This window comes from Imtechella halotolerans (assembly GCF_028743515.2).
GTDB classification, from domain to species: Bacteria; Bacteroidota; Bacteroidia; order Flavobacteriales; family Flavobacteriaceae; genus Imtechella; species Imtechella halotolerans.
This window is the reverse complement of record NZ_CP117969.2, coordinates 729854-746952: the sequence shown is the minus strand read 5'-3', so window position 1 is coordinate 746952 and position 17099 is coordinate 729854. Positions and strand designations below refer to the sequence as shown.

At 31.5% G+C, this 17099-nt stretch carries 15 protein-coding genes; all 15 read right to left on the bottom strand.

Annotation, left to right across the window (positions count from 1 at the left end; all coding sequences use genetic code 11):
* Nucleotides 1–8: 8 nt before the first annotated feature.
* The 15 genes from PT603_RS03300 to PT603_RS03230 all read right to left on the bottom strand — a co-directional run bounded on the left by PT603_RS03300 (nt 9) and on the right by PT603_RS03230 (nt 17083).
* On the bottom strand, nt 9–908 hold the full coding sequence (locus tag PT603_RS03300) for an NAD-dependent epimerase/dehydratase family protein (RefSeq protein WP_008241476.1): 900 nt from the start codon (nt 906–908) through the stop codon (nt 9–11).
* Nucleotides 905–2038: a glycosyltransferase family 4 protein gene (locus PT603_RS03295; RefSeq protein ID WP_040489057.1), complete on the bottom strand. Its 1134-nt coding sequence runs from the start codon at nt 2036–2038 to the stop codon at nt 905–907. The genes PT603_RS03300 and PT603_RS03295 overlap by 4 nt, the downstream gene beginning before the upstream one ends.
* A 415-nt stretch (nt 2039–2453) precedes the next feature.
* Nucleotides 2454–3623: a glycosyltransferase gene (locus PT603_RS03290; protein ID WP_008241473.1), complete on the bottom strand. Its 1170-nt coding sequence runs from the start codon at nt 3621–3623 to the stop codon at nt 2454–2456.
* Nucleotides 3620–4018, bottom strand: a complete 399-nt coding sequence (locus tag PT603_RS03285) for an acyltransferase (RefSeq protein ID WP_202946611.1) — start codon at nt 4016–4018, stop codon at nt 3620–3622. Before PT603_RS03285 ends, PT603_RS03290 begins: the two co-directional genes overlap by 4 nt.
* A gap of 173 nt (nt 4019–4191) precedes the next feature.
* Nucleotides 4192–5277, bottom strand: coding sequence for a glycosyltransferase (locus PT603_RS03280; RefSeq protein ID WP_008241404.1), 1086 nt, complete (start codon nt 5275–5277; stop codon nt 4192–4194).
* A complete protein-coding gene (locus tag PT603_RS03275; RefSeq protein WP_008241406.1) occupies nt 5277–6680 on the bottom strand; it encodes a hypothetical protein in 1404 nt (467 codons plus the stop codon). The genes PT603_RS03280 and PT603_RS03275 overlap by 1 nt, the downstream gene beginning before the upstream one ends.
* Before the next feature lie 18 nt (nt 6681–6698).
* Nucleotides 6699–7823, bottom strand: a complete 1125-nt coding sequence (locus tag PT603_RS03270) for a glycosyltransferase family 4 protein (RefSeq protein WP_008241408.1) — start codon at nt 7821–7823, stop codon at nt 6699–6701.
* A gap of 10 nt (nt 7824–7833) precedes the next feature.
* A complete protein-coding gene (locus tag PT603_RS03265; RefSeq protein WP_008241410.1) occupies nt 7834–9282 on the bottom strand; it encodes a lipopolysaccharide biosynthesis protein in 1449 nt (482 codons plus the stop codon).
* Between the two features lies 1 nt (nt 9283).
* Nucleotides 9284–10309: an NAD-dependent epimerase/dehydratase family protein gene (locus PT603_RS03260; RefSeq protein ID WP_008241413.1), complete on the bottom strand. Its 1026-nt coding sequence runs from the start codon at nt 10307–10309 to the stop codon at nt 9284–9286.
* A gap of 8 nt (nt 10310–10317) precedes the next feature.
* Nucleotides 10318–11721: a UDP-glucose 6-dehydrogenase gene (locus PT603_RS03255; RefSeq protein ID WP_008241434.1), complete on the bottom strand. Its 1404-nt coding sequence runs from the start codon at nt 11719–11721 to the stop codon at nt 10318–10320.
* A gap of 20 nt (nt 11722–11741) precedes the next feature.
* Nucleotides 11742–13055, bottom strand: coding sequence for a nucleotide sugar dehydrogenase (locus PT603_RS03250; RefSeq protein WP_008241436.1), 1314 nt, complete (start codon nt 13053–13055; stop codon nt 11742–11744).
* A 60-nt stretch (nt 13056–13115) separates the two neighbouring features.
* Complete coding sequence (locus PT603_RS03245) at nt 13116–14087, bottom strand: SDR family oxidoreductase (RefSeq protein WP_008241438.1); 972 nt, start codon at nt 14085–14087, stop codon at nt 13116–13118.
* Between the two features lie 89 nt (nt 14088–14176).
* Nucleotides 14177–14725, bottom strand: a complete 549-nt coding sequence (locus tag PT603_RS03240; protein WP_238531048.1) for an ArsR family transcriptional regulator — start codon at nt 14723–14725, stop codon at nt 14177–14179.
* Between the two features lie 184 nt (nt 14726–14909).
* Nucleotides 14910–15800 (bottom strand): glucose-1-phosphate thymidylyltransferase RfbA, encoded by an 891-nt coding sequence (gene rfbA, locus PT603_RS03235; RefSeq protein ID WP_008241441.1) that lies wholly within the window; start codon nt 15798–15800, stop codon nt 14910–14912.
* A gap of 134 nt (nt 15801–15934) precedes the next feature.
* Nucleotides 15935–17083, bottom strand: coding sequence for a TlpA disulfide reductase family protein (locus PT603_RS03230; RefSeq protein WP_155805714.1), 1149 nt, complete (start codon nt 17081–17083; stop codon nt 15935–15937).
* Nucleotides 17084–17099: the final 16 nt, after the last annotated feature.

The window sequence follows — 17099 nt, the reverse complement described above, 5'->3', positions numbered from 1 at the left end:
TAGTACCTTTAATTGAAACTAGAAAGTGTTTTTAAAAGTCCGTCCTTAAGATTAAATGGCATATTCTCAATCTCCAATTCTCTCTTTATCTTTTCATTTGAGACTACGTAATTTTCAGTTAATTTTTTAAGTCGTTCGGTAGTGAGTGGTAATTTCAATACATCTCCTGTTTTAGCTAAACCATATATTAACTTTGGATGGATTTTCCATAATCGACTATTTCTACCACTTGCTTTCGATATCAGATTAACTATTTCATTAGTCGAAATAATGCCGTCATCTGATAATTGGTAAACCCCTCCTTTTAATTTTTCTCTAATTAATAATTGGTGTACTATATATAAAAGATTATCAATATTTAATAATGATCGTTTGTTAGAAAAAGCCGCCAAAGGCCATGGAATTCCCTTATCTACAACATTATACAAAAGATTTAAATTCCCTTTATTCCCTGGCCCATGAACCATACAAGGGCGTAATATAAAAACCCTTTTACCCTCAGGGATGTTACAACTTTGAATATACTTCTCTGCTCCTAATTTTGATTTGCCATATGGAGTGAGGGGATTAGGTTCCGTTTTTTCCGTGAGCGTTCCTGAAACTTCATCAGCAACCGCCTTTACAGAACTAAAATAAATAAAATCTTGAATGTCAGAAGAAAGAAATTTTTCAAACAACTGTATTGTAAGATCTCTATTAATAATATAATACTCCTCCGGATTAGAAGTATTTGTCGTGTCATGAGCCTTTCCAGCTAAGTGAATAATGGCATTAGATGAAATATCAATCCTCTCAACCCAATCATCAGAACGCAAAGATATAGGTAGTACTTCTATCCCTTTAGATTCCAAAAAATCACATAAATGTTGTCCTATAAAGCCTGATGAACCCGTAACTAGAATTCTCATTTCAAGTTAGATTTTAAATCCTCATAAATCGACAAATGTTTTTGTACAACATTTTTCACATCAAACTCCCTTTCCGCCTTTAAACGAGAAGCCTTTCCCATTTTAATAATTGCACCTTGGTCAAGGGCAAGCTTTTCAATTGCTTCTGCTAATTCTTTAATAGAGTAAACAGGTACTTTGTAACCATTGATTCCTTCATCAACACATTCTCTACATCCAATGGCATCAGTAGTAATAATTGGTCTACCTATTGCACAAGCTTCAATCAATGTTTTTGGCATTCCTTCCCTGTATGATGGCAACACAACAATATGTGAATCATGATATACAGAAACCATGTCTTTTTGATACCCTATCCATTTTACGTAATCTCCATCTTGCCATTCTTGAAGATATTGAGCTGGAACCCCAGCCTTATTATCCTCATCAGCCATCCCAGCAAGTATAAATTGAAATTTATCTTTATATTTATTTTTCAACAAACCTGAAGCCTCTCTCAATTCCTTCACTCCTTTATCCCACAGCATTCGAACTGGCAGTAACACTTTTATTCGATCAAAGGAAGGAAATTCACTTTCAGAAAAAATATCTAAATCAACTCCAGAGCCTTTAATACGTTCAACCTTATTTTTAATTGTAGTAATCTTTAGCTCATCTAGTGCCTTTTGATCATCTTCGTTTTGAAAAATAAAAGTTACATTTCTTCGATTAAACCCAAAGCGCATCAATTTAATCATTAATGTTTGTACCACTCCTTTCCTATCTCCAGTAAAATTATATCCTAAACCACTAACAGCATTAAGGATTCCTTTTACCTTTAAAAATTTCCCAACAAGTGTTCCATAAGTCACTGGTTTAAGTGTTACATGATGAACAACATCTGGATTTATTTCTTTATATAATTTTAAGAACTTGGATAATGTTATAATTTCATTTAAAGGGTTCGTCCCTGATCTTGAAAATTTGAAATCAACGAAGGTAATTCCATCTACCTCAATTTCATTCTTCCTACCAGTATCTTCACATGCTACAAACACATCCCACCCCTGCTTACTTGCTTCCCTTGCAATACACAACCTATGAGATATTACAAACCAATCTACATTGGCCACAATTAATAATTTATTCAATTTAATACACTTTTAGATACACTTTACAAATCGATATTTCAAAATTAACCATTGTCAAAATTACTTTTCAATGCACATGTGTTGGTAATTATTGCTTAAAAACACTAAAAATAACATTAAATTCATTCTATTAATAATCCATATTAATACCAAGAACAATATAAAAAAGTAGTATTAAGCTAATGCCATAAATTCCCTAAAGCAATAAATTTTTAAAAGAAAAATTATGTTTACTTTAAAACGAAAACGCTTAAATAAGCTAATTTTTAGAATCTATTTATTCAATTATAGTATAGAATTTACCTATAAATGCCACGAATATATTCCCAACCTAAAATACAACCTCTAATTTATATCAAAAATTTACTTTAATTTAAAGGTTATTAGTTTATTAAAATGTGAGCTAAGCGATAGTCTAGTTTTTAATTATCAATTCACTATTTATTCGTGAATAAAACTCAATCCTTTTATTATCTAGGACTTCTTTAAGATAAGGTTTAACCTTAATTAAACTTGATTTAGCTTCACTATATAAAGTATCTCTTTCAAAAAACAGAATTTTTATATGATTTGAAAATTCTTTAATATTCTTTTTCCTATGAACGAACTGGGATGAAACTATTTCCGGAATTCCACCAACATCACTGCCAATCACAGGACATCCCATAGCCATAGCTTCAATGGTTGCTCTTGGCATCCCTTCTGTAATTGAAGGCTGAACATATAGTGATAACGTTTGCAAAAAATCATTAACTTCTATACCTGCCTTGAGTGATCCAATAAATTCAATATTTTCAATTAAATCTAATTGCTTAGCCAAATTTACTACCCATGTATAATCACCCTTTCCTACAAAACATAACTTAACCTTACTTTTAATATTATCTTCCAATAAATGTATAGCCTTCAATAATAAATCTTGCCCTTTGTACCTTGCATCAAAACTTCCTATTAGACCAATTCTATATACTTCCCCAAAAAATCTATCTTTATCTAATTTATTTTCTCCTAAACACTCCTTAATAATAACATTTGATAAACTTACCTTAATCGCATTTGAGCTTGCCGGGTAATCATTCTGCAATTTAACCTCCGTTACATAACTTATAAAATTTGCCTTACAAACTATTTTATAATTAATATATTCAAAAACCGGCGCAATGAATTTTCCTAAAATTGAGCCATGGCCCATTAATGATTCACTGGTATTACCGACTTGTTCGACCCATAAGTATTTTTTATTTTTAAGCGCAATTTTACCCGCAATCAAACCTAAAACACTGGGTAAACGTACTAAAATAATATCGGCCTCATTAATAAATGAATTTAATTCTCTATATACAGATCTAAAATTAATAAGTAAAGAAAAAACAGAACTATATTTAGTCGTTAAGTAAAAAGATACATTAACATTAGAAGACTTTACTTGTTTATCTTTATTTTTACAACTTCTCCTTGCGAATACAATTATTTCTTTAAAATTAATCAAATAATTCTGCCAAACAGAATTTGGCAATCCGCCTCCACTGTATATACCATCTTCAGCTACATAAAAAGGATGATCATGAATAAATAACAGCTTCATATTTCTTTTATTTCTTTGGCAGGTACACCTCCAACTATAATATTAGAATTAACAATTTTATTGACAACTGATCCTGCCGCAACAATTGACCTTTTCCCAATTACAACTCCTGATAGAACCCTACATCCACATCCAATCCAAACATCATCACTAATTTCTACCTTTCTATATTTAAGTTTATTATATTTAATTGGAACTGTATAATCACTCCAATCATGATTAGTAGATAAAATACTCGAATTATGAGCTATTGAAACGTCATTCCCTATGGTTATACCGCCACTAGCATCTAAATAACAATTACTATGCACACTAACATTGGAGCCAATCGATAAATTTTCCCAACTCAAAATTTGGACATTAGTTCCAATTTTAACATTTTTTCCGCATGACATTATCAGTGACTTTAAAATAACATATCTCAAACCAATAAAAATGATCTGAGAATGATTAGTTGTACAATTCCAAAAAAAAATTAAAATTGATTTAGGCAAAAACTTTAAAATCTTAATAATTAAAAATATTACGAACTCATTCCTTTCAAACATTTCTCTACCTGATTTATTCTTCATTCTAAACTTCTATAAAATTGATTGAACAGCTTAATATAATCGAATTTTGCAATTGTTCTTTCTCTCAACATTAAATCTCTGCTTACTTTTTTCATGTAAAATTCCTCTATTGCTAGAAAAAAACCATTAATATCATTAGGATCGTACAAATTTTCAGATTCCCCTACTGTTTCTTGAATCGAAGAAATATTAGACGCCACAAAAGGTAAGCCCATAATCATTGCCTCAATCAAACTATTAGGTTGACCTTCCGTAATTGATGGAAAAAAATAGACGTCCATAGTATTTAAGAACATAGGGATATCTCTTCGGTTATCAAATAATTTCACATTCTTATCTAAATTTAGATTTTTTACTTTAGCTTTTAGTCCAACCTCTACCCCAGTTCCACATAAAATGAAATAAATATCTGGATATTTATTAATAAGTTTTTCCGCGACCTGAATAATAATACTGTGATTTTTTGCATTGTTAAATCTACCTGTATGACCAACAACAAAGCTATTGTCCGGTATGGCAAATTCCTTTCTTAAGTTTTTATTTATATGTATTATTAAACTAGGATTAACACCGTTGTAGATAACTTGAAACCTTGAATCTTGCATTTTCTTTTTGTAAAAAAAATCAAAAGCAGATTGAGAATTAGATAATATACTTGTAGCATATTTATAGGCTAATTTCCTTACTATTCTATTATAAAATAGTCGTAATGCAGTTTCTTTAAAACGATTAGAAGATCCTCTGTAAAAAACAATTCGCTTATCAATTTTAGAAAGTTTAGCACAATATAGGATTAAACCAGAAAAATTACCAGTAAAATCGCATACAACATCATAATTTCCTCTTTTAAAAAAATATAAAAGATTTAAATAATTCAATATATTAAAATAACCAATATTATTTTTTATAATTTGAACATTAGGTATTTCTAAATATTCGTTTTCCAAATGACCTCCCTTCCCTCCTTTACAATAAACAACTACCTCAGAAAAAGATGATGCTTTAAATTTAAGAAAACGAAGCAAATAGTTTTCAATTCCACCACTATTTAGACCTGTTATAAAAAAAACTACCTTTTTCATTATATTATTTCTATTCTTCTAACCAATAACCTGTGAATTATTAATGTATACACAATAATTTTCAAAGGATTCAAAAAAGTTGACCTATTAATATAGAATGCAACTGTTACTAAAATGAGGTAAATAATTAATATAGAGTGCCTTTTGACAAAATAAACATCGAAAGTTAAAAATGAAATAAAATATCCAAAAACAAAAAAAACAGCAATAGTCAAATAAGGTCCAAGATTTATGTACAGATCTGCAATTATTTCAGAACCTTCTCCAGATGTGTAAAAATCTCCTTGACCTAGGATGGTGAAAAATAAGGTAGAACTACTATAGATCTTTGGCACATTATAGAACGTTGAACTAAATGGTATAACATCCACTGTGTTTGATATTAAAGTTGCTCCATATAAATATGGATGCTGATTTGGAACAACGTCTAGAGCCCTATATAATATACGTACACTACTAGCAAATTCATCTGTTGGATTAAATTGCTGCTTTGAATAAGCTTCATAACCTTCAGTAAAAATCCCTCCCTTTCTATCATTTACATTTCTAGTCCTACCCTCTTTTAATATTCCGAATAAAACAGCTCCACTGAATAAAAAAAACAATAAAACATGTCCTTTGATATTCTTATAAAATAACGAATAGGCAACTAAATTAATTGAAACTATTTGAAGTACAGGACCCCTATCTCCTGATATTAAAAACAAAAATGAATATAAAAAAACTATTAAAACACCAACTTTATTCTCCCAGATGACTCTAAAAAAATTATGCTTATGGTTTAAATCAACGTAAAAATAAATAATTCTTAAAAAAATAAATATTTTTAACAACATGTACACATATGTAGCCCCAACTCCCCAACTATTGACATCATAACTACCACCTAAAAAATTATTTCCTACAACAATTAGGAATAAACAAAATAATATGACTAAGAATGCGTCCAATAATTTATAGTTAATGTTGTACTTGACATTTTTTGTGAATAACTCTGATAAAGTTAAATGTTTCTTCCCTCTAAGGTAAATCAGAAAACCCAATTGCCACATTAACATGGATATTGCACTCAACCATGTGGCATAATTTACAACCATTTTATTAATCCAAATAAAATTTGGTCTTTGTGGTTCTATTCCAATAGCAGCTAAAAATGGTATTTGAAAATGAAGAATTAAAAACCCTAATAAAAAAAATAAATCGTACCTAACCCATGATTTAAAAATTTTCAAATTTGTATTAAAAAATATTATAAGGTTTACACAAACTATACTAGATAATCCTATGTTAACTATTTCATCAAAAGGAGATGAAATTTTTGGTTTTAATAATAAAACAAGGATTAAGGAAAATAATACAACCCCAATATTAAAATCAATTTTTGGTTTTACGTTATATATCATACTAAACAACTAATAACTTTAAAGTAAATCCATGAATAATTTATAAGTATTATCAATAGAGAAATCATGATCAATAATACTTAAACTTTTGATTTGATGATCTAGAAGTATGTCTTGAGATTTTAAATAATATTCCATAGCAATTTCTATACTTTTGATATTTGGTTTAATTACCAATCCGTTCTTACCATGTTTTATATAATGTGCTGTACCATTATCCTCTGTACAAATTATGGCCAAGCCATAAGACATTGCCTCCATTTGAGAAACTGATGCTGGTTCATTTGTGGAAGGTAAAATAAAAACTTGATTTCTTTTATAATAATGACCCATATTAAAATAGGGAACATTCTTTTCTAATTCAATAACATCATTAAGTTTTAAATTATCAACTTTCGCTTTAAGCTTCAAGTAATAATTTTCTCGTTTTAGGTTACCAGTACTTCCGACAATAGTTAAACTAAAAATATATCCATTATTCCTAATCAAATTGGCTGCCGAGATGAGGTTCTCAATTCCCTTTCTATTTTCATATTTGGCTACACAAAGAAATCTTACCTTTTCATTACTAGAGCTTATTAAATCTTTATAACTTCTATTACTGTTAGAAAAAAAAGGAATATAGTGCAAGTAATGATTATTAATTTTGTTTTTACTAATATTACCATAATGCAGAACTGGAGTGTACCAAGGAACCATATAGTTAAATGAAACAATCCTATTAAACAATTGTCTTTTCCAGTTTCTAACATTTTGATACTTGGGATGTTGAGAATAATATAAAAATCTTTTCCTAAATAAAAAAACTAAAGGCAACAACAATAAAAAATAAGGATAACTACCAACTCTAACAATAATTTTATCTGCATTTATTGCTTTTATCTCCTTGTAATACTTTCGAAATGAAGGCAAAGCAAATCTTGTGTAGTCAAAAACATCAATTTCACTTCTACCTTTGAAATAACGCAAATATAACTTTGTGAATAAACTAACCGGAATTAAAGTAGGTGTCAAATCCCTGTAGTCCTCACTATTACCAATTCCCATGACATAAAATTTTACATCATGCCCCTCTTTGAACAATTTTTCAACAAGAGAATATTGATTTGTATGGAATCTGGGTGCTATAAATAATATTTTCATTAAGCAATTATTAATTTCTATCTCTTATTAACATTAAAACTCTGTTAAACTCCAGTTTTATGTCCATAATATTTAAATATTTTAACAATAAAAAATAACAAATCATAAAAATTGGCAATAGCATAATGTTTATAATTAATTCGGGATAATATATAAAAACTACATATTTAAATATTATCGTAACTAAAATAGCACTCATTAGAGTTTTAAACACATTAAAGGCTTCTCTCCATCTTAATTTAACTATAATCTTTTTGGCAAAATACAAATTCAATAAATAACTAAATATGTTTGTTAGAATATATCCGTACAGCAGTATTATAATATCTTTAAATATAATCCCAATCAAAATAGTAATGGATTGAAATATTTTCTTTAAAATCTCAAGAAATAAAATTTTTTTAGTTTTATTATAAGTTTTGAAAATAATTCTATTAAACGTTTCTAAAGCATAAAAAAATGAGGCAATTATTAAAATTTCAATATATGGAATGGCACCTTTCCATTTCTCTCCGTAAATAAAATAAATAATATGGGTTGAATACGTGTAAACTATTGCTGTAACAAGACAAGAAATTGATGCCAAAAAAGCAATAAATCTTGAATAAAGGTATGTAAATTCATCTTTATTCTTTTGTACTTTGGATAGAGCTGAAAATAGAACACTAGAAGAAACTGACCTTATAAAGGTTAAAGGTACCTCTTGAATCTTCTTGCCTTGATAAAATAATCCTACATCATTCATGGAAAAAAAACGTCCAATTACTAACTGATAAACGCTGTCAAAAAAACGATTAAGAAATAATGCAATAGTTGTATTTCCTCCAAAACTAAATAGATATCTTAATGATTCAAGGCTAAATTTATCTTTTTTTATACGACCAAATGAAAACCACAATAATGAGGATAAACAAATTGAATTGATTAATTGCATAATAACAATTGACCATACACCAAATTTGTAAAAAGCCAGGATAATAGCAGTAAATGAAGAAAGAATAATTGATAACACAGTAATTTTAGCCAATTTTTTATAAGCCAAAGCAATATTAGCTTTTGCATTTTGGACCATTGAAAATGCATTAATAATTATTACCAAAGAAGACATTTTAATTATATTTTCTAATTCCATATCATTATAATATTTAGCAATATAGACTGCCGATATATATAATAAAAAGTATAATAGAAAACTGACCAAAATATTAAAAATGAAAGCCGTGTAAAAATCTTTATTATCAACATCCAATTTTCTAACTAAAGCACCTGAAAATCCAGATTCCGAAAGAACATTGGCTATAACAACAAATGTCATGGCTATACCCACTCTACCAAATTCTTCAGGCATCAAGATCCTTGCTAAAATTACATTTGTTAAAAATCCTATTATTATATAAATGAACCTTCCTCCAAAAGACCATAAAAGGCCTATCAAAACACTTTTTTTAAAAGAACTCATTTTATTGATAATAATTTTTATACCATTTTACAAACTTAGAAACACCAATTCTTATTCCCACTTTGGGAGTATAATTAAAACAATTTTTAAACTCTTGTAAATCAGCCCATGTGCGTTCAACGTCTCCTAGTTGCATTGGCAACATGACCTTAGTAGCTTTTCTTCCTATTTCATTTTCAATAGCTTTAATGAAATTAAGCAACTTAACTGGATTCCCATTTCCAATATTAAATAAGTTATATTGTTTATTTATTAAATGTGTGTTTATTAAAGTTAATGCAACCCCTTCTATAATATCATCTATATATGTAAAATCTCTAGACAAATTCCCTTCGTTAAATACCTTAATGGGTTTATTATTTAAAATAGCATCAGTAAATAAAAACATTGCCATATCTGGTCTTCCCCATGGGCCATAAACTGTAAAGAATCGCAAACCTATAGTTTGAATTCCATATAAATGACTATAGGTATATGCAATTAACTCATTACTCTTTTTAGTCGCTGCATATAGACTAATTGGATAATCAACATTATCTGATTCTGAAAATGGTAGCTTTTCATTCATTCCATATACACTACTACTACTAGCATATACTAACTTTTTAATCCCATTATTACGAATACACTCTAATAAATTAACAAACCCAACTATATTACTATCAATGTAAGTCATTGGGTTTTCTATACTATATCTTACTCCAGCTTGTGCAGCTAAATTACATACCCAATCAATTTTAAAATTATCAAACAACTTTGGCAGTTCAACTTTATCTTCGAGATTCATTCTAACAAAAAAGAGTTGTTTACCATAAACCCTTGACTCCACATAATTGTAGAAGGCAGAGGCATCTAGTCTATTGATACCCAATTCATTTAATCGAGCATATTTTAAATTAACATCGTAATAATCGTTAATATTATCAAGACCTATTACAATATATCCGTTCTTCAATAAATATTCACATAGATGATAGCCAATAAACCCAGCAGCTCCAGTCACTAATATGGTTTCTTTATGTATCATAATGTCTATTATTCAATGTTTTTACTAATCCCAATTCCATTATACACAAAGCCAATATTTTCCATATTTTCTCCATTTAATATATTTCTACCATCAAATAGGAAAGCAGGCTTTTTCATATTTTCATAAATCATCTTCCAATCATACTCCTTAAACTCATCCCACTCTGTTAAAATAGCTATAGCATGAGCATCTTTACAAAGCTCATAAACTTCTGAAAAGACCGATATTCCTGCTTCAATTTCTTCTACCTTTCTGGTATTTAGATTAGCAAGATCGTTATACATCTGTTCTTTTACCACTTTCGGATCATATACAGCAATGTTAGCCTGTTCATCAAGTAATGCATCAGCTACATAAATAGCAGCACTTTCTCTTGTATCATTAGTATCTTTTTTGAAAGCCCATCCTAAAAACGCAATCTTCTTACCTGAAACAGTATTATAGAGAGTAGTTAGTATTTTTTTAGCAAATCTATTTTTTTGATAATCATTCATAATAATGACTTGCTCCCAATAATCAGCCACTTGATTAAGCCCATATGAACGAGCTATATAAACTAAATTTAGTATGTCTTTCTGAAAGCAAGATCCACCAAAACCAACTGATGCCTTTAAAAACTTTGAGCCAATACGACTATCCATTCCAATTGCCTTTGCCACTTCATTCACATCAGCTCCTGTAACTTCGCATAATTCACTCATTGCATTAATGGAGGATACTCGTTGAGCTAAAAAAGCGTTTGCAGTAAGTTTTGATAATTCAGAAGACCATACATTTGTGGTGATTATTTTATCTGATGGAACCCATGCCTCATAAATAGAAACTAATGCATTTACAGCATTAGTGCCTTCTTCATCAGTTCCTCCTCCTATAAGTACTCTATCAGGAGACAACAAATCAGAAATTGCAGTTCCTTCGGCCAAAAACTCAGGATTAGAAAGTATCTGAAATTTAACACCGTTACCAGTATTATCCAAAATGCTTTTTAATGCCTCAGAGGTACGTACAGGTAAAGTTGATTTCTCAACAACTATTTTATCTGTTTTAGCTATTTCGGCTATCTGTCTTGCACACAATTCAATGTATTTTAGATCTGCAGCCATCCCCTTACCTTTACCATATGTCTTGGTTGGAGTATTTACTGAAATAAATATCATTTCTGATTCAGTAATAGCCTTATCAACATCAGTGCTAAAGAAAAGATTACGACCTCGTGCTTCAGCTACAACTTCATCCAAGCCAGGCTCATAAATTGGCAAACTAGATAGATCTTCACTATTCCATGCATCAATTCTATTTTTATTTATATCAACAACAGTTACATTTATATTTGGATTTTTTAATGCAATTACGGCCATAGTAGGTCCTCCCACATAACCCGCACCTATACAGCAAATGTTTTTAATCATATTCTACCCACTAATTTAGATTACAATTTTGAATCAACTTCACCTAACACTCCTTTAACATCGTATATAATGTTTTTAGTAGTTAAAAGGTTCTGAATTTCCAACTCTAAATACTCCCTATGTGCAACTGTTAGTACAACAGCATCAAATGCCTTATCTTTTGATGATGATGTAATCTGATCTAGTGATTGATAACTTGTAATACCATATTCATGTAAAACTTCAACTGGGTTTGCCCAAGGGTCAAAGGTGGTAACTTCCATTCCATAATCCTCAAGACCTTTAATAACATCTACAGCTTTAGTATTACGGACATCAGGACAATTCTCTTTAAAGGTAATACCAAGGTTTAATACCCTAGCTCCACATACATTTATGCCTTTCTTAATCATTGTTTTCACAACCTGTGAAGCCACATAAGTTCCCATACTATCATTAAGACGTCTTCCTGCCAATATAATCTCAGGATGATATCCATGTTCTTGTGCTTTCTGCGCTAAATAATAAGGATCAACTCCTATACAATGCCCTCCAACCAGTCCTGGTTTAAAGGGTAAAAAGTTCCATTTGGTTCCTGCAGCTTCGAGTACTGCATGCGTATCTATGTCAAGAAGATTAAAAATCTTAGCTAGTTCATTTACAAAAGCGATATTAATATCTCTTTGAGCATTCTCAATCACCTTTGCCGCTTCCGCTACTTTTATGGTAGGTGCCAAGTGAGTTCCAGCAGTAATTACAGAAGCATATAAATCATTTACCATGGTCCCAATTTCAGGGGTGGAACCAGAGGTTACTTTTAGGATTTTGTCAACCGTATGCTCCTTATCTCCTGGATTAATACGTTCAGGTGAATATCCTGCATAAAAATCACGATTAAAAACTAAGCCAGATACTCTCTCAAGAACTGGAATACACTCTTCTTCAGTGACACCCGGATACACAGTAGATTCATAAATAACCACATCTCCTTTTTTAAGCACTTTCCCCACTGTTTCAGATGCTTTATATAGTGGCGTAAGATCAGGACGATTATTTTTATCAACCGGTGTTGGAACTGTTACAATATAAATATTGGCATCTTTGATATTATTCAAATCTGATGAACAATAAAGGCCAGTAGTTGCTCCACTAGTAAAAGGATTTTCTGAGATTAACACAGATTGTAATACCTCATCAGATACCTCCAATGTGGAATCAGTTCCACCATTAAGTTCTCCTATTCTAGCTTTATTAATATCAAAACCTACTACCTGATATTTTGTAGCAAACAATCTTGCTAGTGGTAGTCCTACGTATCCTAAACCAATAATGGCAATTTTATATGGTGTGTTCATTCTAAAGGTGGTATTTCTTTGGTGAAATGTATTCTCTTAAATTAGGTTGATATTCTTTTATTACTTTAAATGTTCCCAATACCACTGAACAGCTTCTTTAAGCCCCTTATCAATGGTATGAGTTGGATAATACCCTAAAAGCTTAGATGCCTTTTCAATGGATGCTAGTGAGTGTGGAATATCTCCTACTCTATTGGGTCCATGAATAGGATTGATGTTAGCAATTTCAGAATCATATTCACTTAGGTAAGACTTTAGATAGTCTACTAAGTCAACAAGAGTAGTTCGGTCACCAACGGCTGTATTATACACGGTGTTAATCGCCTCTGGATTTTCAGTTAACATAGCCAACTCATTCATCTGAATTACGTTATCTATATAGGTAAAATCACGTGAATAGTCTCCTGCCCCATTGATGGTTGGAGCCTCATGCTTCATGAGCTGCTTTACAAAAAGTGGAATCACAGCGGCATATGCTCCATTGGGATCCTGACGTCTTCCAAATACATTAAAATATCGTAGTCCAATGAGTTCCATGCCATAGGTTTTACTGAACACATCCGCATACAATTCATTTACATATTTTGTAACGGCATAGGGAGACAAAGGTTTTCCGATAACATTCTCAACCTTAGGAAGAGATTCAGAATCTCCATAGGTAGATGAACTGGCCGCATAAACAAAGCGTTTAATACCTGCATCCCTAGAGGCACTGAGCATATTGATAAACCCGGAAACATTTACTTCATTACTAGTGATTGGATCATTTATTGATCGTGGTACAGAACCTAGTGCTGCTTGATGTAACACATAAGAAGCGCCAGCCACCGCTTTTTTACAATCCTCTAAAGAACGAATATCTCCCTCAATAAGAGTATAATTAGGATTCTCTAAAAAAGGAGCAATATTATGATAATGACCCGTGGCAAAGTTATCTAAACATACCACCTTATAACCCTTTTCTAAAAAGTATTCAGTTAGATTTGATCCGATAAATCCAGCTCCTCCAGTAATCAGTATCGTCTTATTCATGTATCCTATTTTTTATTCGTTCAAGTCGTTTTTTACCTTTAACAGGTACTATTTATTTTTCTTTTATTCTTTTATTCTTTCATTCTCTTCTACTCTCCTCCTCCGTACAACAGCAGTCCGTCACCTTCAAACGTACTTACTGCATGAAATCGTACTTCTCTTCCTATTTCAGCGGCTACTTTAGGTTCTAATTGGTTTAGATATGCGGTATCTAACCGTTCCCCTACTACCACAATTTCAATAGTTCCACTATCCCTTCCTTCTGCATAATCACCAATCACATATACCTTTTTAACAGCTCCCATCCGCTCTAACAGGGTCTCTAAAATTGTGTCCAACCCAATATACTTATGTACAATTCCTTGTAGCGACATATATAGCGGGTGTCTTCTATTGGCGCTATAGGTAATCTTATTACTTACAGCCTCCTTTTCAAGATAGCCCGCCTCGGTAAGGTTATTCAATTCCTTACGTATAGCGTTAGTAGACTCCTGAAATTCATCAGCAAGTCCACGTAAATGCCCCTTATTAGCAGCATTGATAAAGAACTTCACAAGTAACCGTAAACGAGTACGTGATGTTATAAGTGAATCTAACATAGTTGGTGAGGGATAGCAATGAGTAACAAAAGTACTCATGTTTTTATTTGGTGCAAATTAAATTATTGTAAATTCGATGAATTACACCGTTAAAATACGCAACAATCAAGTAATAAACTACTTAACAAAAAATGTAAATACTGCATTGTTCAAAGTTTAATTGTAAACTTAAACCAATGGTACCAGACACAAATAATGGTTATAAAATCATTTGGCCAGTATTCTAGACACTTCCCTGCTCTTCTTTACAGAGTTTAAGTAGATAGCTTCCATAGCTGCTATTCTTATAACTCTCAGCACTGTTTTCTAATGCTGCCTTACTGATATATCCCATACGATAGGCTATTTCTTCTAAACAGGCAATTTTAAGACCTGTGCGTTTCTCTAAGGCTTTGACAAATTCAGATGCTTCTGCTAATGCTTCAAAGGTTCCGGTATCAAGCCAGGCAAATCCTCTACTCATCAATTGAACTTCTAATTGTTCATTCTCTAAAAAGGCCTGATTTACCGAAGTTATTTCCAGCTCTCCTCTACTTGAGGGTTCTACCTGCTCCGCAATCTTAACTACAGAATTAGGATAATAGTATAAACCTACTACTGCATACTTTGATTTTGGATGTGTTGGTTTTTCAATGATACTAAGTACCTTTCCATTAGCATCAAATTCAGCCACTCCATAACGTTCCGGATCTTCAACAGCATATCCGAAGATCACTGCTTTTTTTTCGCTAACTACTTTTTCAACACTCTTTTGTAGCATGGTGGCAAGACCAGCACCATAGAATATGTTGTCACCTAATACTAGGCATACATCATCCTTTCCAATAAAATCCTTTCCAATGATAAAGGCCTGAGCTAAACCATCCGGACTAGGTTGGGTAGCATACGATAGTGATATTCCTATTTGAGAACCATCCCCTAAAAGTCGTTCAAAGTGAGGTAAATCATGTGGCGTGGAAATAATCAATATCTCTTTGATACCTGATAGCATCAATACCGAAAGTGGATAATAGATCATCGGTTTGTCATATACCGGTAATAATTGCTTAGATACTGCTTTTGTGATTGGATACAAACGGGTACCACTACCTCCTGCCAATATAATACCTTTCACTAGGGATGGGCTTTAAAATTTACGTGCTCAATTTAGCAAAAATATGCGTGAATCCTGTCAATAAAGAAAAATACCGGCCTTGTAAATAAAATAAACTTACAAAAACCGGTATTATAAAATTAGTATGCGACTAATTACCTAAATAAAGCTTCTAAAGTTGTTTCTAAATCATCACCTCGTAAGCCTTTATTTATTTGAAGTATATCACCTTCTGGATTCACCAGAACTACATAAGGAATTCCTGTAAATTGATATAAATCCTGGGTTACTTTAGTGTCATCCCATAGTTTCACATAAGGCAATTGATGTTTATCTAGTGCCTTTCTCCAAGCATTTTCCTTGTCGTCAATGGATACTGAAATAATCTCTAATCCATGGTCCTTAAATTTTTCATATACCTTTTTCAAATGAGGTACTTCTCTAATACAAGGTCCGCACCAAGAAGCCCAAAAATCAATTAATACGTATCGACCTTTAAAACTTGACAGTTTCACCATTTCTCCATTGGCATTCATTAATTCAAAATCGGGTGCCATACTTCCTACTGAAGAACTCTTTTTTAATGCAATCTTGGTATACAATTGCTTTAAATAATAGGTATTCTGTAGTTCTGGTGAAAATTGAGCAAGGTGTTTTTCTAAAAACTCCACAGGCTCATTTCGAAAATTAAAATAAAACATAGCTGCCATGGCCACACTTTTATCATTGATTGAAATGGCATCCAACATATTCTGTCTTTTCATACCCATTAACGAATCTATAATGGAGGAGTAATACGAAAGCTGCTTACGATTTTCATCATTTTGTACGCCGTAATTATACTTATTAAACGCTTCCATATAGCTCTGCTCATATTTTTTGATCTCTATATTGGCCGGAAAATTAGCATTGAGATCATCATACTTGGTTGTTGCTGGAGAGCCTGTTACAACGATATCCTCCAACCCTCCTTCAGCGATAGTTGCAGTCAATTGAATGGCATCACTATCCACGAAAAAATAAGTTCTATCCTTAATCATTCGTGATCCCTTTTCACTTAAAAGTGGAAAAGTTACTCCATGGAACTTAGGGTCGTTTAGATCAATTTGATGTTTAAATACAAAGGTGTCGTTAATGGCCTCAACAGTATCAATTGGCACATTTTCTTCATTTAAAAGTACTATGGGATTAGTTCCAAGACCCTTAATCGTCCCTGTAATTGTTTGCTCTTTTAGAGTGGAAGTACATGAACCTAAGCTCATTAATAGCATTGCTAAACATATAGTGATTATTGTTCTATTCATAGTGTTTAATTCATTG